This window comes from Clostridium sp. UBA871 (genome assembly GCF_002295255.1).
Lineage (GTDB): Bacteria > Bacillota > Clostridia > Clostridiales > Clostridiaceae > Clostridium_J > Clostridium_J sulfidigenes.
In genome coordinates, this window is the sequence record NZ_DBFV01000003.1 from 250735 (window position 1) to 272689 (window position 21955).

20 protein-coding genes and 2 riboswitches are annotated in these 21955 nt (G+C 30.1%); of the genes, 12 read left to right on the forward strand and 8 right to left on the reverse strand.

The genetic code is table 11. The features are described from left to right. Window positions 1-17 precede the first annotated feature (17 nt). The 5 genes from frlB to B3086_RS02820 all read right to left on the reverse strand — a co-directional run bounded on the left by frlB (window position 18) and on the right by B3086_RS02820 (window position 4191). Window positions 18-1043 (reverse strand): fructoselysine 6-phosphate deglycase, encoded by a 1026-nt coding sequence (gene frlB, locus B3086_RS02800; RefSeq protein ID WP_346892752.1) that lies wholly within the window; start codon window positions 1041-1043, stop codon window positions 18-20. Between the two features lie 20 nt (window positions 1044-1063). Beyond that, a complete protein-coding gene (locus B3086_RS02805) occupies window positions 1064-1804 on the reverse strand; it encodes a GntR family transcriptional regulator (protein WP_346892754.1) in 741 nt (246 codons plus the stop codon). Next, window positions 1804-2586, reverse strand: coding sequence for a fructoselysine 6-kinase (gene frlD / locus B3086_RS02810; RefSeq protein ID WP_346892756.1), 783 nt, complete (start codon window positions 2584-2586; stop codon window positions 1804-1806). Before frlD ends, B3086_RS02805 begins: the two co-directional genes overlap by 1 nt. Before the next feature lie 12 nt (window positions 2587-2598). Beyond that, complete coding sequence (locus B3086_RS02815; RefSeq protein ID WP_346892758.1) at window positions 2599-3351, reverse strand: GntR family transcriptional regulator; 753 nt, start codon at window positions 3349-3351, stop codon at window positions 2599-2601. 231 nt (window positions 3352-3582) lie between these two features. Continuing rightward, window positions 3583-4191, reverse strand: coding sequence for a nitroreductase family protein (locus tag B3086_RS02820; RefSeq protein WP_346847600.1), 609 nt, complete (start codon window positions 4189-4191; stop codon window positions 3583-3585). A gap of 134 nt (window positions 4192-4325) precedes the next feature. Between B3086_RS02820 and B3086_RS02825 the strand changes: the two genes are divergently transcribed. From B3086_RS02825 to bioA, 6 genes are all read left to right on the forward strand, one after another. Next, window positions 4326-4652 (forward strand): helix-turn-helix domain-containing protein, encoded by a 327-nt coding sequence (locus B3086_RS02825; RefSeq protein WP_346847599.1) that lies wholly within the window; start codon window positions 4326-4328, stop codon window positions 4650-4652. Window positions 4653-4817: 165 nt separating this feature from the next. Further along, window positions 4818-5711 carry an AraC family transcriptional regulator gene (locus B3086_RS02830; protein ID WP_346847598.1) on the forward strand — a complete coding sequence of 298 codons (894 nt, stop codon included), beginning with the start codon at window positions 4818-4820 and terminating at the stop codon, window positions 5709-5711. Between the two features lie 291 nt (window positions 5712-6002). Beyond that, window positions 6003-6563 carry a biotin transporter BioY gene (locus B3086_RS02835; protein WP_150841584.1) on the forward strand — a complete coding sequence of 187 codons (561 nt, stop codon included), beginning with the start codon at window positions 6003-6005 and terminating at the stop codon, window positions 6561-6563. Window positions 6564-6587: 24 nt separating this feature from the next. Then, window positions 6588-7571: a biotin synthase BioB gene (bioB, locus tag B3086_RS02840; protein WP_346847596.1), complete on the forward strand. Its 984-nt coding sequence runs from the start codon at window positions 6588-6590 to the stop codon at window positions 7569-7571. Then, entirely contained in the window at window positions 7564-8289 is a 726-nt protein-coding gene (bioD, locus tag B3086_RS02845; protein ID WP_346847595.1) for a dethiobiotin synthase, read from the forward strand. The genes bioB and bioD overlap by 8 nt, the downstream gene beginning before the upstream one ends. Before the next feature lie 18 nt (window positions 8290-8307). Next, window positions 8308-9669 carry an adenosylmethionine--8-amino-7-oxononanoate transaminase gene (gene bioA / locus B3086_RS02850; protein ID WP_346847594.1) on the forward strand — a complete coding sequence of 454 codons (1362 nt, stop codon included), beginning with the start codon at window positions 8308-8310 and terminating at the stop codon, window positions 9667-9669. A gap of 295 nt (window positions 9670-9964) precedes the next feature. Here the strand turns inward: bioA and B3086_RS02855 are convergent, their stop codons facing one another. Together B3086_RS02855 and B3086_RS02860 are read right to left on the reverse strand one after the other, a co-directional pair. After that, window positions 9965-11068: an anti-sigma-I factor RsgI family protein gene (locus B3086_RS02855; RefSeq protein WP_346847593.1), complete on the reverse strand. Its 1104-nt coding sequence runs from the start codon at window positions 11066-11068 to the stop codon at window positions 9965-9967. Beyond that, window positions 11065-11790: a hypothetical protein gene (locus B3086_RS02860; RefSeq protein WP_346876612.1), complete on the reverse strand. Its 726-nt coding sequence runs from the start codon at window positions 11788-11790 to the stop codon at window positions 11065-11067. Before B3086_RS02860 ends, B3086_RS02855 begins: the two co-directional genes overlap by 4 nt. Window positions 11791-11961: 171 nt before the next feature. Here B3086_RS02860 and B3086_RS02865 point away from each other — a divergent pair, with 171 nt between their 5' ends. Together B3086_RS02865 and B3086_RS02870 are read left to right on the forward strand one after the other, a co-directional pair. Further along, window positions 11962-13665 carry an ABC transporter ATP-binding protein gene (locus B3086_RS02865; protein WP_346892760.1) on the forward strand — a complete coding sequence of 568 codons (1704 nt, stop codon included), beginning with the start codon at window positions 11962-11964 and terminating at the stop codon, window positions 13663-13665. 40 nt (window positions 13666-13705) lie between these two features. Further along, complete coding sequence (locus tag B3086_RS02870; RefSeq protein WP_346876610.1) at window positions 13706-15448, forward strand: ABC transporter ATP-binding protein; 1743 nt, start codon at window positions 13706-13708, stop codon at window positions 15446-15448. 142 nt (window positions 15449-15590) lie between these two features. Here B3086_RS02870 and B3086_RS02875 read toward each other — a convergent pair whose 3' ends face one another. Continuing rightward, window positions 15591-16907 (reverse strand): hemolysin family protein, encoded by a 1317-nt coding sequence (locus B3086_RS02875; protein ID WP_346847589.1) that lies wholly within the window; start codon window positions 16905-16907, stop codon window positions 15591-15593. 233 nt (window positions 16908-17140) lie between these two features. Beyond that, window positions 17141-17246: riboswitch (SAM riboswitch) on the forward strand. Window positions 17247-17335: 89 nt separating this feature from the next. Continuing rightward, window positions 17336-17453: riboswitch (SAM riboswitch) on the forward strand. 113 nt (window positions 17454-17566) lie between these two features. Between B3086_RS02875 and B3086_RS02880 the strand changes: the two genes are divergently transcribed. The 4 genes from B3086_RS02880 to metF are packed head-to-tail and all read left to right on the forward strand — an operon-like array spanning window position 17567 to window position 21944. Then, entirely contained in the window at window positions 17567-18865 is a 1299-nt protein-coding gene (locus tag B3086_RS02880) for an O-acetylhomoserine aminocarboxypropyltransferase/cysteine synthase family protein (RefSeq protein WP_346892762.1), read from the forward strand. A 4-nt stretch (window positions 18866-18869) separates the two neighbouring features. Then, a complete protein-coding gene (locus B3086_RS02885; protein WP_346878203.1) occupies window positions 18870-19754 on the forward strand; it encodes a homoserine O-succinyltransferase in 885 nt (294 codons plus the stop codon). A gap of 40 nt (window positions 19755-19794) precedes the next feature. Then, window positions 19795-21021, forward strand: a complete 1227-nt coding sequence (locus tag B3086_RS02890) for a homoserine dehydrogenase (protein WP_346892764.1) — start codon at window positions 19795-19797, stop codon at window positions 21019-21021. A 35-nt stretch (window positions 21022-21056) separates the two neighbouring features. After that, window positions 21057-21944 carry a methylenetetrahydrofolate reductase [NAD(P)H] gene (gene metF / locus B3086_RS02895; RefSeq protein WP_346847585.1) on the forward strand — a complete coding sequence of 296 codons (888 nt, stop codon included), beginning with the start codon at window positions 21057-21059 and terminating at the stop codon, window positions 21942-21944. Window positions 21945-21955: the final 11 nt, after the last annotated feature.

A 21955-nucleotide genomic window follows, 5' to 3' on the forward strand; every position in this document is an offset into this window, starting at 1 on the left:
TAATCACATCCTTATTTTTAGTATTTAACAATACCTCCATAATATCTTCTATCATCTGGATTGTGATCTTTGTAAATTGAAAGATAATAGAAAAACCACTCAAGAGGGACAAAAAGTACAAAAGGTGATAGCATAGGATGAAGGTCTTTAGCTATTTCTTTATAATCAAAGACAATATAATCCTTATCTAATTTCTTAACAAAATTTATAGTTCTTTCAGTAGTATGTCTAGATTCATCTGTACCTAATAGAAAAATAAAAGGTACTCCTTCTTCAACAATTTCTAAAGGTCCATGGCGGAATTCACTACTATTTATATTTGCTCCATGAGTCCAAGCAAATTCCATCATTGTAATAACTCCTTCTTTATAGGCTAAAGGAGTTAGTGGACCTGCAGCCACAGTATATATTATATCCCAATTAGAAGCTTTTTCACCGAGGGTTCGTCCTTTAGATTCCCAACTTGTTACTAACTTTCCTAAAATTTTAGGAAGCTTTAATATATCTTCTAGAATTTTAGTTATTTCAAGGCTTGGTGTAACTTTATTGATAAGTTCTAATGCAAAGGTATAAGTAATTAATAAGTGAATTTCCCAGATGCATTCAGCTTCATAGGCTACTAAATAGTCACCTACAGGAGCTAATAAGTTTCCAGAAGGATCACGAGTAACGCTGACAGTAAGTGCACCAGTAGCTTTAGCCTTTTTTAAAGCTTCTACTACTTCTTCAGTGTTTCCAGATTGAGATAGAGCGATCACTGCTGTTTTTTCATCTAAATTATAAGGTGTAGAATCTAAAAAGTCATAGCCACTATAAGCTTTAGAATTAATATTTGAGTATTTTTCAAATAATATAGTAGCAGTTTCACAAGCACAAAGAGGTGAACCACAAGCTACAAAATAAACTTTGTTAATTCCCCTTTTAGCCATTTCATTAACTATGTTTCTAATTTTAGGAACGTCCTTTTCTAATACTTTTTCAACTTCTGTAACCATATTTTCTGTAACAAGAAAATCTACAGTGGACTTATCAATATTCAACATATAAATACCTTCTTTCTATATCATTTATTAAAATGTACATTATAGTTACATTTATCTCCTCTTGTATAGGTCTTTGTAAATTCTATAACTCTTCCAGTATCATCATAGCTAGTACATTGAAATAACATTACCCAGGAAGGTGTATCTAGAGATAAAAGTTTACTATGCTTATCATCTAGTCGAACGATTTCCAAGGTTTCATCTGCAGTAACAAGATTTATATTATAAACCTCAAAGAGTTCATATATTGAAAAAAAGGATAGATTAATTTTATCTAAATTAGGTAGTATATATTTTGGAATATGAATGAATTCTAGGGATATAGGTTCTTTGTTGGCATAACACAGTCTCTTTATAACATAGATATCATCATCTTCATTTATATTAAACTTTTTACTCAAAAGTTTTCCAGCAGGTTTGGTAGTTTTATTTAGTATAGTGGTTTTTGAAGGTGTATTCTTATCTTTCATAGTTTTAGTAAAACCTCTTAAGGTATATAAGTCTCTTTCAATTTTAGAATTAAGAACAAATACACCCTTACCTTTAATACTCTTTAACAATCCTTCACGGATAAGAATGGATATAGCATTACGTACTGTTAGACGATTTATTCCATAGGTATTAGATAATTCATTTTCAGAGGGAATTGCTGTACCAACCTTGAATTCACCACTAATAATTTTATTCCTTAGGATATCCCTTAGTTGAGCATATAAAGGAGAGGAACCACTTAGTTGTTTTTTTGAATTATTCTCAGTCATTACCAAGCACCAAAATATTTTAAGGTTTTAGATGCAGTTTTAGCACCAAAAAGCATGGATTCTTTTATGGAGCTTTTATTAAGAATACCCTTTAAAAAACCTGCTATGAAAGAGTCTCCAGCACCTAAAGTGTCAACTACCTTTGTTTCTATGATGTCTTGAAAAATAAATTCTTTACCATCATAGGCAACACTGCCCTTATTGCCAAGAGTTACAACTACTATTTTAGGTCCTTTACTATGAATATCCTTCATAAAGTTTTTTATATAGTCATCTCTTTTAGAATAAGAAAAAAATGCATAGTCAACATAGTGGATGGTTTTATTAACAAGAGAGTCTTCTAATTTAGTAGCATAATCAAAAGAAATAGGAATATTTTTTTCTTTGATGTGGCAAAGGTAGTTTTCAGTTTTACCCCAATAGGCTGTATGAAAAAGATCATGGTTACAAATGAAATCTAAATCGTCATTAGTAAGTGTAAATTTACTTAATACACCTTCATAATAATTTTCCATGATTCTATCTCCATTTATTAATGAAACCTCTGTTATAGCTGTAGCTCCTTCTAATACCCGAACATGAGAAGTATCTACCCCTTTAGAATTAATGGAATTAATCATTAATTCTCCATATTTATCATTACCAACCACTCCAACATAGGAAGAGATTTCATTTAATTCTTTCATATATACTGCTACATTTACGGGATTTCCACCAGGATAACTTTTACCTAAGTTTAAATATACATCCATACAATTGTCACCTACAGTAGCTATTTTCAATATAATCAACTCCTATCTTGTTAATACACTTTTTAGTTTCACTCTATCTGCACGTATTACAGAGTAGAAAAATTCTACGGGAAACCCTTTTTCTTCTAGAACAGTACCCTTGAGGTAGAAAAGGGGAAAACCTTCTTCAACTTTTAAAAGTTCTGATTCTAATGCTGTAGCATAGGTCATGGATATTTCTTCCCGACCACTCTTTAAATTTAGATTAAAATCTTTTTTTAAAACCTCATATAAAGAAGTTTTTTCAAAATCTTTTCTAATTAGCTCATCATAATATTTGGAAGATAGATAACTATTTTCTATAGCAAAGGGCACGGAGTCTACTGATCTTAATCTAATTAGTTCACATAAATTGTTATTAGAACTTTCCTTTAGGTTTTCATAGGCTAAAGTATTATCATTTAATAGCTTTAATGAAAGTAATTTGGTAGATAAATTTAAAGAATTTTCATCTATAAATTCATGGAAAGAGTTTAGACTTTGTAAATTTTTTTCAAGTTTAGGCTCTGATAAAAAAGTTCCTGAGCCTTTCTTTTTATATAATTTACCATGATTAATTAATTGGTCTATAGCTTTTTTTAAGGTAGTTCTATTACAATCCCACATACTACAAAATTCTCTTTCGGAAGGAAGTTTGGTATTAGGTAATAAATTACTATCAATAATATAGCATTGAATTTTTTCCATAAGTTTTTCTCTATTGAGAAGGAGTGAATTATCCATAACATTATCCTTTCTACAAGTTTCTATTTTCATATAAACAAGTTCACATAAAAACTATACCACTTACAATATAATATACTATTAAAATATTAAAAAGTAAATATTTACTTTTAAATACATAAAATAAAAAATAAAAGGCTATATGAAAATGATATAGTAATATTACTATTTCACTTTTATATAGTCTTTTAATTATATTTGAAGATATGTTGAATAGATAAATTTAATATAACTATTAAATCTTAATAATTATATTACTCAATACTATATTTCTTTTAAAAGCACTTCATTATAATCTAATCTTGGTCTTTGCTTAGGAGTTTGGTCAGGATATCCTATAGGTAATAAGGCCAAAACATCATATCTGTCTTCAAGATTTAGAAGTGCTTTAACTTTTTCTTTATCAAACATCATAACCCAACAGCTTCCGAGTCCTAAATCTGTAGCTCTAAGAGTGATATGATCAATAGCTATAGCTACATTTAAGTTTAGATAAGCTTTTAAGGAAGCAGTATCAATGCTTTGTTTCCCTTTATTATAATTTTCATCTGCATTATTTAGAGGGGTATCAACAAATGCTTGAGCTTCTTTAAGTTCCTTCATTCTTTCTCCAGTCGATGTGATAGAATTAGTATCAACACAACAAGCAATTATAGCTGGAGCAGCAGAAACAAAAGGTAAAGGAGTACAATCTTTTAGCTTAGTTCTTGCCTCCTCACTTTTTATTACTATATATCGTGCAGGTTGAAGATTTGTACCAGAAGGCGCCAATCTTCCAGCTTCAATTAATTGGTGAATGTACTCTTCAGGTACTTCATCAGGCTTAAATTTTCTTATACTTCTTCTGTTTTGTATTACTTCTAATAGTTCCATAGAAACACTCCTTATATTTTAAGTGGATTGTAATAAACTTATTTATTTTATATACTAATTATATATTTGCGTAATTAGTTTTAATAGTATGCACTTTTGTGTAAGATACTATATAAAAGGAGAGTAATGTTGAAATGTCTGGTACAAATAAAAATAAATATAAGTGTCCATTAGAATATACTCAAAAGTTAATTGGAGGAAAGTGGAAGCCTATTATTCTTTGGTATTTATCTACAAAAGGTATAATGAGGTATGGGGAGTTAAAAAGAGCTCTAACAAATATATCACATAAAATGTTATCTCAACAGCTTAAGGAGTTGGAAGGAGATAAATTAATTCATAGAGAGGAATACCATCAGATTCCACCCAAAGTAGAATATTCTATTACTGATAAGGGAAGGACATTACTTCCCTTATTGGAGCTTATGCATAAGTGGGCTGTAGAAAATATTGAAGAATGAAATCATATAGACAAATATAAATATTAATATTAGTATGTATAGAAAGTATGCTTTTAAATGAGCATACTTTTTTTATATAGATTAAGATTTTAGCAAATTAGGAACAGCTTAAATTTTAAAGTCTTGATATAATAAAGATACCCTAGGGAAAAGGTCGTGATAAAAGTGAATTACAGTAAGGATATTGATAGGTGTATTGAATTTATAGAAAATAATATTAAGGAAGTTATTACTGTGAGTGAAGTTGCTGAATATGTGGGATATTCTGTAAACCACTTTTGTAGAGTTTTTACTTTATGTAAAGGTATATCTATAATGGAGTACCTTAGAAAACGTAAGCTATCATTAGCAGCATTAGAACTATTTAAAGGAAGAAAAATTATTGATATTGCCCTTGAATATGGATTTGAAACACCTAGTGGATTTTCAAAGTCCTTTCGGAAAGCTTTTGGATATAGTCCAACACAATATATAGCTAGAATGGATGGATACTTTAATAATGGAATAACATTTAAAATTGGAGGTTATATTATGAAGCCTATTATTGTTAAAAAGCCAGCTTTTAAGGTAGCTGGATATGGAATAAATACTAATATTGGAGGAACAAGTTATACAAAGGATATTGCATCCTTTTGGAGCAATTATGATGGAGAAAATTTAGAAACAAAGATGTATGAAATCTTAAATCCTCCTAATCATGGGGAAGTTGGTCTATGCGTTCCAACTGATAAAGGGGGAAATGTATGCTATCTTTTAGGAGTCATTGTTGAGGATTTCTCTAAAGTTACAGAGGATATGATTACAGTGGAAGTACCAGAGGCGGAGTATGCAGTATTTACAACTCCTCCAGTGGATGTTACTGTAGACCCTAACCAAGATAAGTTTTCAGAAGTGATTAAAGAAACTTGGAAATATATATTTGAAGAATGGTTTAAAGATAGTGGATATATCTATGACGAAGATAAATTAGATTTTGAATTTTATGATGAGCGTTGTCATTATCGAACAGATACGATTATGGAAATTTATGTTCCAGTAAAAAGGCTACTTGAAAATTAGTTAAATATTAAAGTACAGGCTAAACTTTTGGTGAAAATCAGAAAAGAATTTTGAATTAGAGCATATGAAAAATAATAAATATAATACTTGATAAATGAGAGAGCATTGCTATATAAAGAGCATGCTCTCTCATTTTTATGTGCTTGTTAATAATACCTAATGTATTTTTAGCCTAGACTAAGGGGAAATATTTATATTAATATTGTAAACTATGAATTAATACGTTGGTTGACAATTAAGAGATTCTTAATTATAATCACACTATAAAGTAAATATTTTAAGGAGAGAATTATGAAAACTACCAAGAATACGAGAAATTTGATTTTAGTAGCTATGTTTGCAGCCTTAACTGCTATTGGTGCATTTATTAAAATACCAATACCTTATGTGCCTTTTACTCTTCAATACTTATTTTGTGCTTTAGCAGGAGTTATCTTAGGATCTAAACTCGGCGCACTATCCCAAATAATTTATGTTATGGTTGGACTTGCAGGTGTACCAGTATTTACTGAAGGGGGAGGGCTTAGCTATGTATTTAAACCTACCTTTGGATATCTTATAGGATTTATAGTGGCAGCTTATGTCATAGGAAAGATAAGAGAAAAGATTAAGGAATTAAGTTTTATTAAAGCTATGGGGATGCTTTTAGCTGGACTATTTTTTATTTATTTATTTGGAGTTATATATCTTTATATTAGCTATAACTTATATCTAGGACAACCGATGTCACTATATTTTGCATTTTTTAATGGCTTTGTACTATGTATATCTGGAGATTTGATTTTAACAGCATTTGCAGCTTATGTAGCAATAAAAATAGTACCTATATTCAAAAGGTTTGGATATATTTAATAAAAGTGAAAGAAGGCTTGAAGTATGAAAAGTTTTATTAAGGATTTAGAGATAAGAATCTTATCAGGTGAATACATAAATTTTCAAGAAGCAATGGCATTAACAGAGCTTAGAAATAATGAAGAGATTGAACAATTATGTCTTAGTGCTAATAATATAAGAAAAACTTTTTGTGGTAATAAGGTAGATCTTTGCTCTATCATGAATGCAAAGTCAGGTAGATGTTCTGAAGATTGTAAATTCTGTGCTCAATCTGTTCATTATAATACTAATGCAGAAATCTATGATTTAGTATCAAAGGAAGTAGCATTAAAGTTAGCAAAGGAAAATGAATCAGAGGGAGTAAATAGATTCTCCTTAGTTACTAGTGGTAGGGGTATTACAAGTAATGATTTTGAGAAAATTTTAGATATATATGAAAAACTTAATAGAGAACTAAAGATGAAATTATGTGCCTCTTTAGGAATACTTGAGTACGACAAGCTACTTAAGTTAAAGGAAAGAGGAATAACTATGTATCATCACAACTTAGAAACAAGTAGGGAATTTTATAAGGAAATATGTACAACTCATAGTTATGAAGAAAGAATAGATACCATAAAGGCTGCACAGAAGGCAGGTATACCTGTATGTTCAGGAGGAATTATTGGACTTGGTGAAAGTTGGGTTGATAGAATCAATCTTGCTTTTGAATTGAAAGAACTAAAGGTTATGTCTATTCCGGTGAATGTACTTAATCCTGTAAAAGGTACTCCCCTAGAAGATTCTAAAAATTTAAGTCAAGATGATATTTTAAAGACCATTGCTATTTTTAGGTTTATAAACCCTAAAGCTTTAATCAGATTAGCTGGTGGTAGAAATCTCATTAGGGATTTGGGGAAAGAATGCTTTAACTCAGGTGCAAATGCTACTATTACTGGAAATTATTTAACCACTTCTGGTAATAAAATATGTGATGATAAGAAAATGATAAGTGAACTAAAGTTGAAGGTTAGAAGTAATGGCTAAGGGTATATTTATAGTTGGAACGGATACAGATGTAGGAAAAACTGTTGTAACTGCAGGACTGCTTCATATCCTTAGAAGTAAAGGGCACAGAGCAATATATTTTAAGGGAGCTTTAAGTGGGGCTATAGAAGACGGTAATAAACTGATTCCTGGGGATACTGACTTAGTAAGCCAGGTTAGTGGATTAAAGGAAACCTATGAAAATATAACTCCATATATATTTAAGACAGCCATATCTCCACATTTAGCTGCCCAAATAGAAGATAAACCTATAGATCTAAATATTATAAAGGCTAAATTTGAGAAGCTAAAAGAAAAATATGATTTTATAATTGCGGAAGGTAGTGGTGGTATAATATGTCCTCTAATTAATAGGGATGAAGAAATATATACACTAGGTGACCTTATTAAGGATTTAAATATGAGTACCGTGGTTGTAGCTAGAGGTGGAGTGGGAACAATAAACCACACAGTACTTACTGTGAAATTTATAGAGTCCATGGGAATCAAAGTAAAAGGAATTATTATAAATAATTATGAAGACAATTATATAACTAAAGACAATATTAAGGTTATAGAAAAACTTACTGGAATTTCTATTGTAGGTAAATTTAAAACTATAGATAACTTGGATAAAGGTAATATAGATAATATAAGAACTGCTGCATCAAGGATTTTTAATGATAAAAGTATTATAGAATGGATGGAAGAATTGTAGTAAAGGGTAGGTGTTTATATGAAGGATTATGTAAAAAGAGATTTAGAATATATATGGCATCCTTGTGCACAGATGAAGGATTACGAAGAGCTTAATCCTATAGTTATTGAAAGAGGAGAAGGTGTTTGGCTTTATGATATTCATGGAAACAAGTATTTAGATTGTATATCATCTTGGTGGACAAATACCTTAGGCCATAGCAATAAAAGAATAAATAAAGCCATAAAGAATCAAATTGATGAAATAGAACATGTTATCTTTGCTAATTTTTCAAATAAACCGGCTATTGACTTAGCAGAAAAGTTAGTAAGCATAACACCAGAAGGATTAAATAAAGTATTTTATTCAGATAATGGATCTTCTGCAGTGGAAATAGCTTTAAAGATGAGCTTTCACTATAATGTGCAAAGAAATAAAACTAAAAAGAAGAAATTTGTAGCTTTAAGTGATGCCTATCATGGAGAAACTTTAGGTGCTCTATCTGTGTGTGATATTGATGCATTTAATATGATATATAAACCCTTACTTTTAGATACTCTTAGGATTGATGGACCAGATTGTTATAGGTGTAAATATGGTTGTACTAGAGATAAATGTAGTGCTAGATGCTTTGAAGCTATGGAAAAATGTTTAGTTGAAAATCATGAAGAGATAAGTGCTGTAATAGTTGAGCCAATGGTTCAAGGTGCAGCAGGAATGAAAATTTATTCACATATTTATCTTAAAAAGCTTCGTAATCTTTGTGATAAATATGATGTACATTTGATAGTAGACGAAATTGCCATGGGATTTGGAAGAACAGGAGAGGTGTTTGCATGTAATCATGCAGATATAAGCCCAGATTTTATGTGCCTTTCAAAGGGTATTTCTGCAGGATATATGCCAATGTCTGTAGTTATGACTACTAATGAAATATATAATTGTTTTTATGGTGATTACTCAGAAAGAAAATCTTTTTTACATAGTCATACCTATGCAGGAAATGCTATGGCTTGTGCTATTGCTTTAGAAAATCTAAAAATATTTGAAGAAGAAAATATAATAGAAAATAATAAAGTTAAGGGAAGATTAATAGAAAAACTTACAATAGAAAGAGCAAAGAATTGTAGTCATATAGGAGAAGTAAGAAGTATAGGCATGATAACTGCTATTGAAATAGTAAAGGATAGAGGTACCAAGGAGAGATATTCTTGGCAAAGTAGAGTAGGTTATGAGATTTATAAAATAGCATTGAAGAAAGGGTTACTATTAAGAGCTATAGGTGATGTACTTTATTTCATACCTCCTTATGTAATAAGTAAAGATGAAATAGAGTTTATGATAGATACTTGCTTTGATAGTATAGAAGAATATTTTAGGTATAATGCTAAAATAGAATAACAGTAAAATAAATATACAAATATAAAATTAGTATTTTATATAGATATTTAACTATTTAACTAGTTAAATAGTTGTTCTGTTCATGCGGGTTTAAGAGGTATTTATATGCATATAAAAAATACAAAGAGTATGGGGGCATTAGGGGCATACTCTTTGTATTTTTCTGTACTTTACGATGTTTTTATCTTTAGTTTATTTAAATTATGTTTTTATCTTTAGTTTGTTTAAGTTATATTTTTATCTTTAGTTATATAAGTAATATATATAAAAACTATTATTAGTTTTTATTTGATTTTTAATTACCCTTTTTTCCTGGATTTTCAGGTTTATTAGGTGTTTTTTCTTTAGATTTCTCAGGTTTGTTAGGTATTTTTTCTTTGGGTTTTTCAGCATTGTTGCTATTTTTTTTCTCAGTTACTTCAGATTTTTTATTAGCTTTATTCTCAGTCTTTTCAAGCTTGTTAGTAGCTTTTTCTATTTTATTCTGAGATTTTTGGCTAGATCTTTCCTGAGTAGCTTTAGTATCATTGGTATTTTCAGCTTCTTTAGTTAGGGCTTTATCAGTTTTTATTTCATCTGCCACTTCTGTACTATCTGTAGTTGATTCTTCAGTAGATTCATCTTCATCAGAAGTTTCAGTTTGTTCTATTTTAGCTTTCTTATTTTCCTTGATAGCACTCATAATTTCTTTAACAGGTTTGTTTAACCACTCTTCAAGAATAATGCTTTCTGGATTTGAAGAACTATTTTGTAGTTTTTCAACTAAATTTAGTTTACCAGGTGTTACACCCAGTTCTTTGGCTTTTTGTACTCGTTCAAATCCAACACTTATAGTTTCAAGGGTAATATCTTCACCTATTTCTTCAATTTCAGTTTCTAAACTTTCTTGTAGTTTTTCAGCAAGTTCATCTGATTTTTCTTGATTTTCACCAGAAGTTGCAATAATAATTCCACCATCAATGTCATTATCAATGCTATTATCAAAATAACCATCTTCACTAATTTGATTAACGGTTTCAGCAACTGCATCTTCAATTTTTTGATTTTCAAGCTTGTTCAATTCAAGTTCATTAAGAATTTCCTGACCATCATCATTAACTGCAGTTACACTAATTACCTTGTCAAAACGATTTAAAGAATATTCAATAGAAGGATTTACATCTAAACTCACATAGGAGTAAGGTGTTTTATAGGCCCATAGTGTTATGCCTCCTACAATTGCAATCATAGCTGTTAAAGCAGAACACATTACTAATTTATTTATATTTTTTAAATTGCTACTTTTCATTTCAATCACCTGCCCAATGATATAATTTTTATCTTTTACCTTTGATATGCAGCCATCTTCAGAAAGGACTGCAGCATAGCCAGCCTTGATTTCTACAACAACAGATTTCATTTATTAATCTCCTCTCTGATGTACCTGAAATAGTAAGCTAGATTTGGATACTCTCCGGATAGTATCTCTACTGCTGCTATTATATATTTTCGGTGACGTTCTAATATTTTTCGGGGTACATTTAAATTTTTTTCAATTATTTTTAATGGTAGTTGTTTTGAACTTTGTAATTCATTAATTAATATCGGGTTATTGAGTAAATATACTACAACTTTTGCACAGGACGATTTTGTCTTTTTAGCTTTAGGTGAACATGTAGATAAATCTAAAAAAGAAAAGCCATAATAGAAAAATACTTCATTTGCAGCTTCAATCTCAAATTTTAGTGTATAATTTTCTTGGTGAATTATCTTTTCTGCTACTGCAAGTCCAAGTGCAATATCTTTATCATTTTCATTTTCGTCTAACTGACAATTAAATATGGCAGGATTTACGGACAATTCTAAGTTATATTTCTTCTGAAGCCTAAGATAATCAATAAGACGCCTACGAATTATAAGCTCGGCAAAACTGAGAAAATTTCCTTTAATTAATTCGTAGCCTTTAATTGCTTGTACAAATGCCTGAAGTGAAACAGACCATTCATCATCACTTTTAGTTATGTATTTTCGGGTTATTCTTGATGTACATTTCAAAATAAACAATTCATTTTGCTCAATGAAACTATTTAATAGATCCTGATTATTAGCAGCATCTATAGCCATATAATCTATTTCTCTCAACATGGCACCTCCTTATTCTTATTATTCTATCATCTAAAAATTATTAGGTAAACCTTTAGAACTATAAATTGCTAAAGCAAATTTCTCAATTTTAAAATAGATTTTTTAAAAACTTTAAGATATAATATATTTAGGAAAACGAAATATATTATATCTTAAAGGTGGAATATTATGAAGCAAATATTTAAGTATTTAAAACCTTATAGAGTAAACATGCTTATAGGATTTTCAATAAAGTTTACTGGAACTATTGTAGAACTAGCAATTCCATGGATTTTGTCTTATATGATTGATGAAATTATTCCATTAAAGCAGGTATCTCTAATTTTAATTTGGGGTGGAATTATGCTTTTATGTGCCATTTGTGCAGTAACTTTCAATATATTAGCTAACAGAATGGCTTCAAAGGTGGCGAGAGATACCACAGAGCGAGTTAGAAATGATTTATTCTCTAAAATGATATGTCTTTCTGATAGACAAGTGGATGCTTTTACACTACCTTCTTTAATTTCTAGAGCTACCACGGATACTTATAACATCCATCAGATGGTGGGAATGATGCAAAGACTAGGTATTAGGGCTCCAATAATGCTTATTGGTGGAATAATTATAACATTGACATTAGATCCATTACTAACTTTAGTAATGATTTCAGTAATGCCTATTATTTTTATCACTATTATGTACATATCAAAAGTAGGTATCCCTATGTATTCAATTGTTCAGAAAAAAGTAGATGATTTTGTACGTGTAGTTCGTGAAGATGTTACAGGAATTCGTGTAATTAAGGCTTTATCAAAGGAAGAACATGAGAAGGAAAGATTTAATGCTCGCAATGATGCTACAGTAATTCAAGAAAAGAAGAGTGGTATGGTTATGGCTATACTAAATCCAGTAATGAATCTTTGCTTAAATGTGGGGACAGTATTTGTTATTTTGGCTGGAGCTTACAGAGTAAATAGTGGAGCCATTAAACCAGGAGCAATAATTGCATTTTTAACATATGTAACTTTAATATTAAATTCCCTTTTATTTATTTCTAGAGTATTTACTAATTACTCCAAAGCAAGTGCTTCCGCAAAGCGTATTACCGAAATACTAAATGAGAAAGAAGAATTACCAATTAGGAACATACCAATTATAAATACAGATTATGCTATTGAATTTAGAAATGTCTCTTTTTCTTATAATCATAAAGAAGAAAATGTGAGTAATATAACCTTTGGAGTTAAAAAAGGTGAAACTCTAGGTATTATAGGGGCTACAGGCTCAGGAAAATCTACTTTAATTAAATTATTAATGAGATTTTATGATGTAGATCAGGGTTCTATTTATATAAATGGACAAGATATTAGATCTATTAATATGAAAAAATTAAGAGAAAAGTTTGGAGTGGTATTTCAAAACGATTTTATAAGCACGGATACAATTTATGAAAACATTAGGTTTGGAAGAACTCTAGAGAATAGTGATATAAGATCAGCAGCAGATTATGCTAAGGCAACTGAGTTTATTGAAGGCAAGGCAGAAGGCTTTAATACTAAAGTTGCAGTAAGAGGTGCAGATTTAAGTGGTGGACAAAAACAAAGAATGCTTATAGCCAGAGCCATAGCAGCACACCCAGAAATATTAATTTTAGATGATTCTTCTAGTGCTTTAGATTATAAGACAGACGCTGTACTAAGAAAAAATCTTACAGAACATTTTAAAGATACTACAACTATAATGATTGCTCAAAGAATTAGTTCAATTTTTAATGCAGACCACATCTGTGTATTAGAAGATGGTTATGTTGTAGGGTATGGAACTCATGAAGAACTTATTGAAAGTTGTGATGTATATAAAGAAATTGATAAGTCTCAGATGGGAGAATAAGTTATGGAAATCAAAGTAAAAAGGAGGACATTTTTAATTTATGAAGGATAGAAAAAAGAATACATTAAAAAGAGTAATGTCCTATTTATTTGAATACAAGATATTAATTATCATAGCAATTATATTATCCATAGGTTCTAACGTATTTGCCTTAATCGGTCCAATGTTATCAGGTTATGCTATAGATAATATTAATGTTGGAAGAGGGGCAGTAAATTTTTCTAAGATATATTATTACTGTGGACTTATGATTGGATTCTACATTTTATCTTCTATTTTAGCTTATATTTTATCAGTACTTATGCTAGAAATTAGCAAGAGAATATCCTATAGACTAAGAAAAGATTTATTTGATAGATTATTATCTCTTCCAGTAGGATATTTTGATACCCATGCAACAGGAGATATCATAAGCAAAATTTCCTATGATGTGGATACTTTAAATTCTACCTTAACATCTGATTTAGTGAGCATTTGCTCAAGTATAATTACTGTGATTATATCCTTTGGGTCTATGGTTATGATATCTGAAAAGTTAGTTTTAGTATTTGTATTTACAGTTCCTATGTCTATTATACTTACTAAAAGAATAACTAGGGTAACAAGACCAATGTTTCGTAATCGTTCAAGAAAATTAGGGGAACTTAATGGAATGGTAGAGGAGTTTGTATCAGGTCAAAAGACTTTAAAGGCTTATCATCAAGAAGATAACACAAAGAAAAAATTTGCAAGTAAAAATGAAGAAGCAGTAAATGCTTATTATCGTGCTGATTATTATGGTTCTATGGTTGGTCCTTCAGTTAACTTTATGAATAATTTATCACTAACTCTTATCAGTATTTTTGGTGCTATTATGTATCTTTTTGGACAAATGACTTTAGGAAACATATCTTCCTTTGTACTGTATTCTAGAAAATTTTCAGGACCTATTAATGAAGCGGCTAATATCATGGGAGAATTTCAATCGTCCCTTTCTGCTGCTGAAAGAATTTTTCAATTAATGGATGAGCTATCGGAGCTAGCAGATAAGGAAGGAGCTAAAGAGCTTGTGGATATGGAAGGAAATGTGAAGGTAGAGAATATTTCCTTTGGATATAATAAGAATAAGATTATTCTTAAGAATCTTAGTATGAATGTACCTGCTGGAAGTATGATTGCTATAGTAGGCCCTACAGGGGCAGGAAAAACTACTTTAATTAATCTTCTCATGCGATTCTATGATGTTAATGAAGGGGATATTAAGGTAGATGAAAATTCAATATCACAGGTTACACGTAAGAGTTTAAGAAAAGCTTATGCTATGGTACTTCAAGATACATGGCTATTTGAAGGAAGTATATTTGAAAATATTGCTTATGGCAATGAAAATGCAACTATGGAAGATGTTGTAGAAGCAGCTAAGGCAGCTAAAATTCATTCATATATAAAAAGACTTCCTAAGGGTTATGATACAGTAATTACTGATGATGGAGCTAATGTATCTAAAGGACAAAAACAATTGCTAACCATAGCAAGGGCTATGCTTTTGGATGCAAAGATGCTTATTTTAGATGAAGCAACTTCTAATGTTGATACTAGAACAGAAGTTCAAATTCAGCAAGCCATGAGAAACTTAATGAAGGATAAAACCTGCTTTGTAATTGCACATAGGCTTTCTACCATAAGGAATGCAGATCATATTCTAGTGGTTAATAATGGGAATATAGTTGAACAAGGAAATCATGTGGAGTTATTAAAACAAAAGGGTTTTTATAGTCAATTATATAATTCTCAGTTTGAATAATTAATAAAAAAGGCTATCTTCAAATAATTATCTAATACTATAAAAATAAATTTGCACTTAGCAATATAAGTGTAAATTTATTTAATGGTATTAGTTCTTTTAGATAGCCAAATTTATATTCAATTTAATTATTTACTTTAAATTAAAATTCAATGCTGTTGCTTTTATTTATTATAAGATGAATCTTATCTATTCTTCTATCATCTAAGGCTAAAAGTTTTAGGGTTACATTATCTATTTGAACTTGATGGTTATTTGTGTCCTTAGGGAAAGTTCCAAAGGTTTCAAGGAATAAACCACCTATGGTATCTGCAACCTCTGAATCTAAAGAGAGATTTAAAAAATCATTCAAATCAGATAGAGTAAGTAATCCACTAACTATATAGTTTTCCTCATCTACTTTTTCTATTTCAGGTTGTTCATCATCATATTCATCACAAATTTCTCCCATTACTTCTTCAATAATGTCTTCTATGGTAACAATACCTGAAAATCCACCATATTCATCTATTAATATAGCCATGTGATTCCTATTTGTCTGAAGTTCTCTGAATAAATTATCAATAGAATTTGTCTCAGGAACAAAATAAGGTTTTTTCATTATATCTTTAATAGAAATATTATCTATGCCCTTTTCTACTATGCTTGCAAATATATCTTTCATATAAAGCACGCCTACAATATTATCAAAGTCCTTATCATAGACAGGTATTCTAGAAAAACTTTCACTCAGGATATAACTTATGTTGTCTTTAATGGAATCATTTACTTCTAGTAGATAAGCCTCTGTTCTTGGTGTCATAATTTCTTTAGCCATGGTGTCATCAAACTCAATTATACCATCAATCATCTCACGTTCTATCTTATTAATAGCGCCCTGTTCTTGGCCAATTTCAATAAGACTTCTGATTTCTTCTCTTGAAACCTGATCTTCCATACCATCTGTCTTAATTCCAAAGAGTTTCATTATAAGATTAGTGGAGCAAGATAAAAACCATACGAAAGGTTTAGTAAATTTAGCTATAAGAACTATAGCTTTTATAGAAAACATAGCTACCTTCTCTGAATTTTGAAGAGCTATTCTCTTTGGAACTAGTTCTCCTAGAACTAACGTTAGATAAGATATAAGCAAGGTTATTGCAACTAGAGCTATTTTATCACTGTATGGTATACCAAATCCAGATAGTGTATCTGAAAAGCCTACAGAAATAGATGTAGCTGCTGAAGCAGATGCAAAGAAACCTGCAAAGGTAATTCCTACTTGGATAGTAGATAAGAAATTATTAGGATCCTTTAAAATTTTTTGAAGAAGTAAGGCCTTCTTATTACCTTCATCCGCTAAAAGATTTAGTTTAGTTTTGTTTAAAGATACAATTGCCATCTCTGCAGATGCAAAGAAAGCATTTATTAAGATTAGTAAAAAGATTAGAATAAAACTGCCACTGGGGCTCCCGTCCATTCTTATATTCCCCCTTATTTTAAATGTAGTGAGCTTATTATAGCATACTAATTTATAGGTAATCAAATAACAGACTTAATTATTTAAGGTTAAATATGGCAAAAGAATCAAGTCTCCTTATTAAATCTATGGATATATAGTATTTACTTTAATACTCTATGGTTTAATTAGCTATTAAATAAAAAAGCTATTGACATAGATATTCATAGTCATTATAATGATATGTAATATAATACTTATCAAGAGAGGTGGAGGGATAGGCCCTATGAAACCCAGCAACCAATGTGTTCATCTACATATATGGTGCTAAATCCTACAGTATGAGCTGAAAGATAAGAAGACGATTGTTAAAACCTCTTTCAGCGAAAGAGGTTTTTTGTTTTCAAATTGTTTTTAGAAATTATACTATTTAAAATTTAATAATGAAACTCTTATCAAGAGAGGTGGAGGGATAGGCCCTATGAAACCTCGGCAACCTTCAGACCCATTTGTCTGAAAAGGTGCCAATTCCTACTCTAATTTTACAAATTTAGAGAAAGATGAGAGGGAGCTATAACATGGGTACCCTTGTATGTAAATCCCCTTTCATCTAGATTATTTAGATTTAGATGAAAGGGGATTTTATGTTATCTAATAAAATATTTTAAGGAGAGATTAAAATGGGAGAAAGAAAATTTAAATTTGATACATTACAAGTTCATGGAGGTCAGGAAGTAGATAGTGCAACAGGCTCTAGAGCAGTTCCCATATACCAGACTACATCCTATGTTTTTAATAGCGTTGACCATGGAGCTAATCTATTTGCTTTAAAGGAAGAAGGAAATATTTACACTAGAATAATGAATCCAACAACGGATGTTTTTGAAAAAAGAGTGGCAGCTTTAGAAGGGGGTGTGGGTGCTCTTGCAGTTGCATCTGGTTCTGCTGCAATCACATACGCAATAATTAATATAGCAGGAGCAGGAGATGAAATAGTTGCAGCTAGCACTTTATATGGAGGCACATACAATCTTTTATCTACAACTCTTACTAAATTAGGTATTAAAACCGTATTTGTAAATCCAGATATCATAGAAAATTTTAGAAAGTCTATAAATAACAAAACTAAGGCTATTTATTTGGAAACTATAGGAAATCCAGGGATGAATCTTATTGATATTGAAGAGGTAGCCAACATTGCTCATGAGCACAATATACCACTAATTGTAGATAATACATTCGGGACACCATACCTTATACGTCCAATAGAACATGGAGCTGATATTGTAGTTCATTCTGCAACAAAGTTTATAGGGGGACATGGAACTTCAATAGGTGGAATAATTGTAGATTCTGGAAAATTCCAATGGTTGAATAACCCGAGATTCCCTGAGTTTAACAAACCAGATTCTAGTTATAACGGTATAGTATATGCAAAAGATATAGGAGCAGCAGCTTATATTGTAAAAGCTAGAGTGCAAATTTTAAGAGATACAGGAGCATCCTTAAGTCCTTTCAACTCATTTTTATTTTTACAAGGACTGGAGACTCTTTCATTGAGAGTAGAAAGACATGTGTCAAATGCTAAAAAGATTACGGAGTTTTTACAACAACATCCACTTGTATCATGGGTAAATTATCCTAGTTTAGAAGGTAATAAATATTATGCTCTTTCACAAAAGTATTTTCCAAAGGGTGTTGGTTCCATATTTACATTTGGGATAAAAGGTGGAGTAAAGGAAGGAGTAAGATTTATTGAATCACTTAGCATATTTTCTCATCTTGCTAATGTTGCAGATGCAAAATCTCTTGTAATACACCCAGCAAGTACTACTCATGCTCAATTAAATGAAAAAGAACAATTAAATGCCGGAGTTACATCAGATATGATAAGACTTTCTATTGGAATAGAAGATGTGGATGACCTTATAGAAGATATAGATCAAGCTCTTAAAAAAGCAGTTTTAAAGGAATGGTGATGGAATGTCCTTAATAATAGATAAAAATCTTTTATCAGTAAATAAGTTAATTGAACATGGAATCCAAATAGAAGATGCTTCTCACAGTTACCATTCAGATGTGATACGTATTTTAATTGTAAATTTAATGCCTAAAAAGTGTGAAACAGAATTTCAGTTTTTAAGTATATTTGGCAATATGAATACAAGTATAAAGGTAGATTTCTTGTATATGAAAACCCACACACCACGAAATACAGATAAAACCTATTTAGAGAAACATTATAAATCCATAAGTCAGGTAGCAAATAGTAATTATGACGGGGCTATTATTACGGGAGCTCCCTTAGAATTTTTAGATTTTAATGATATCGAATACTGGAAGGAACTACAGAGAGTAATTGATTATTCTAATAAAAAGGTTAAGTCTACATTATATATATGTTGGGCAACAATAGCAGGATTATATCACAATTTTGGAATAAATAAATGTGTAACAACAGAAAAGATCTTCGGAGTTTTTCCTCATGTAATTGTAAATAAAAAGGAGCCTCTATTAAAAGAGCTTAGTGATGGATTTATAGTTCCTCATTCAAGATATGGGAGAGTTAGAAAACAGGATATAGAAAAAATAAAAGAATTAGAAGTCCTATGCGAATCAGAAGAATCAGGTATCTATATAGTAAGCACTAGAGATAAAAAACAAATTTATATTACAGGACATCCTGAGTATGAGAGCTGTACTTTAAAAAAGGAATATGAAAGAGATATAAAAAGTGGATTTAATATAAGCGTACCTAAAAATTATTTTCCAAGTGATGATTCTAGCCAAGAAATTAACTTAGATTGGAGTAGTAATTCACAGCGTTTATTCTCAAATTGGGTAAGAGAATGTTTAGTAAAAAGTTAAAATATGCAACTAATTATATTAAAAGAGGAGTGATATTTTTATGAATATAGGATTATTAGGATTTGGAACTGTAGGCACAGGAGTTTATGAAATTATATATAAAAGAAAAAGGATTTTTAGAACATTAGTGGGTGATGAACTATCTATAAGTAAAATTCTTATTAAAGATATAAATAAGGATAGGAGTATAAAGGAGTGTAAAAATAAACTAACAGATAATCCTTATTTTATTTTAGATGATCCAGATATAGATATAGTCATAGAAGCAATAGGTGGAATAAAAGAAGCTTATGAATATATAAAATATGCTTTAATAAAAGGGAAACATGTTATAACTGCAAATAAGGCGGTGGTTGCAAGGCATATGAAGGAACTTATAGATTTAGCAAATAAAAATAAAAGAGCATTTTTATATGAAGCTAGTGTGGCAGGTGGGGTTCCTATTGTTAAACCTTTAAAACAACAAGTAACCTTAAATGATATTAAAGAGATAAATAGTATATTAAACGGTACTTCTAACTTTATATTAAGTAAGATGATTAAAGAAAACCTAGACTTTTCACAGGCACTAGATATTGCTCAAAAGTTAGGTTATGCGGAAGCGGATCCAACGGATGATATTGACGGATATGATGTTAGAAGAAAATTAGCAATTTTATCTACCATAGCTTTTAAAAGAGAGATAAAAGAAGAAGATATTTACTGTAGAGGCATTAGAACTATTAAGTCAGTAGACATAAAGGCAATAAAGGAATTAGGATATACGGTAAAACTATTAGCAAAGGCTTCATTTAAAGAAAATAATTATTATTTATCTGTAGAGCCCAATATTTTGTCTAAGGATTCATTTTATGCAAAGATAGAAGATGCTAATAATTTAGTGTCTATTATTGGGAATGATATAGGAGAGCTGAAATTTTATGGTGCAGGTGCGGGTAAACTACCTACAGCAAATGCTGTGGTAAGTGATGTTCTTGATATTATATATAATAATTATGGAAGTTGTGGAATAAATCAGGAAGAAGATAAATTATGCAATAATACAGATTTAGTTAAAGATATATATTATATAAGAATAAGTCCTAAATATGGATTAAATGAGAAGGTATTAAACCTTATTAAAGAAGAAAAAATAGTTGATAAAATGATAAAAACTGGTGAAAATATTATATTTACCTCTAAAGATATAGATTATGTGAAAATAAGTAAATTTATTAGTAACATTAAAAACTTCATTAATGATGAGTTTTATGCTGTTATTAGATAACAAATATTATATTATTCTAAGAGGGGGTATAGTAAATGCATATAAAAGAGTTATTTAAGGAAAAAGAAGTAGTTTTTTCTTTTGAAATATTTCCACCTAAACTTACATCGCCAATAGAGACTGTATACAATACTTTAGAGGGATTACAAGGTTTGAATCCTGACTATATTAGCATTACCTATGGAGCAGGTGGAAGTGTTAATAATAATAGAACATGTGAGTTATCATCTTTAGTTAAAAATAAATATGGTATAGAGGCATTAGCACATTTAACGTGTATAGGTTCTACTAAAAGTGAAATAAATGAAATTTTAGAAAATTTGAATGAAAATGGAATCGAAAATATATTAGCTTTGAGGGGAGATGTTCCTGAAGGAAATCCCTCAATAGGGGAGTTTAATAATTCTCAAGAACTAATAAACCACATAAAGGAAACCAAGGAATTTGGAATAGCAGCAGCTTGCTATCCTGAAGGACATATTGAAAGTAGAGATATAGAGAGGGAAATTGAAATATTAAAGTTAAAGGAGAATGCAGGAGCAGAGTATTTAATTTCCCAGTTATTCTTTGATAATAAGTATTTCTATAAATTTTTAAATTCTGTAGAGAAGAGTAATATAGAGATACCTATTCAAGCAGGTATTATGCCAGTAACCAATAAAAAACAAGTTGAAAGGATAGTTTCTCTTTGTGGAGCTAATCTACCCTCCAAGTTCATAAAAATAATAAATAGATATGAGCATGATAAGGATGCACTGAGGGATGCAGGAATAGCCTATGCATTAGAACAAATAGTAGATTTAGTTTCTACTGGTGTAAGGGGAATACATCTTTATACAATGAACAATCCATATATAGCTAAAAGAATTACTAGTAGCATTGGCTCAATACTAAATTCTATAAATAAAAGACAAGTAATTTAATATATAATTAA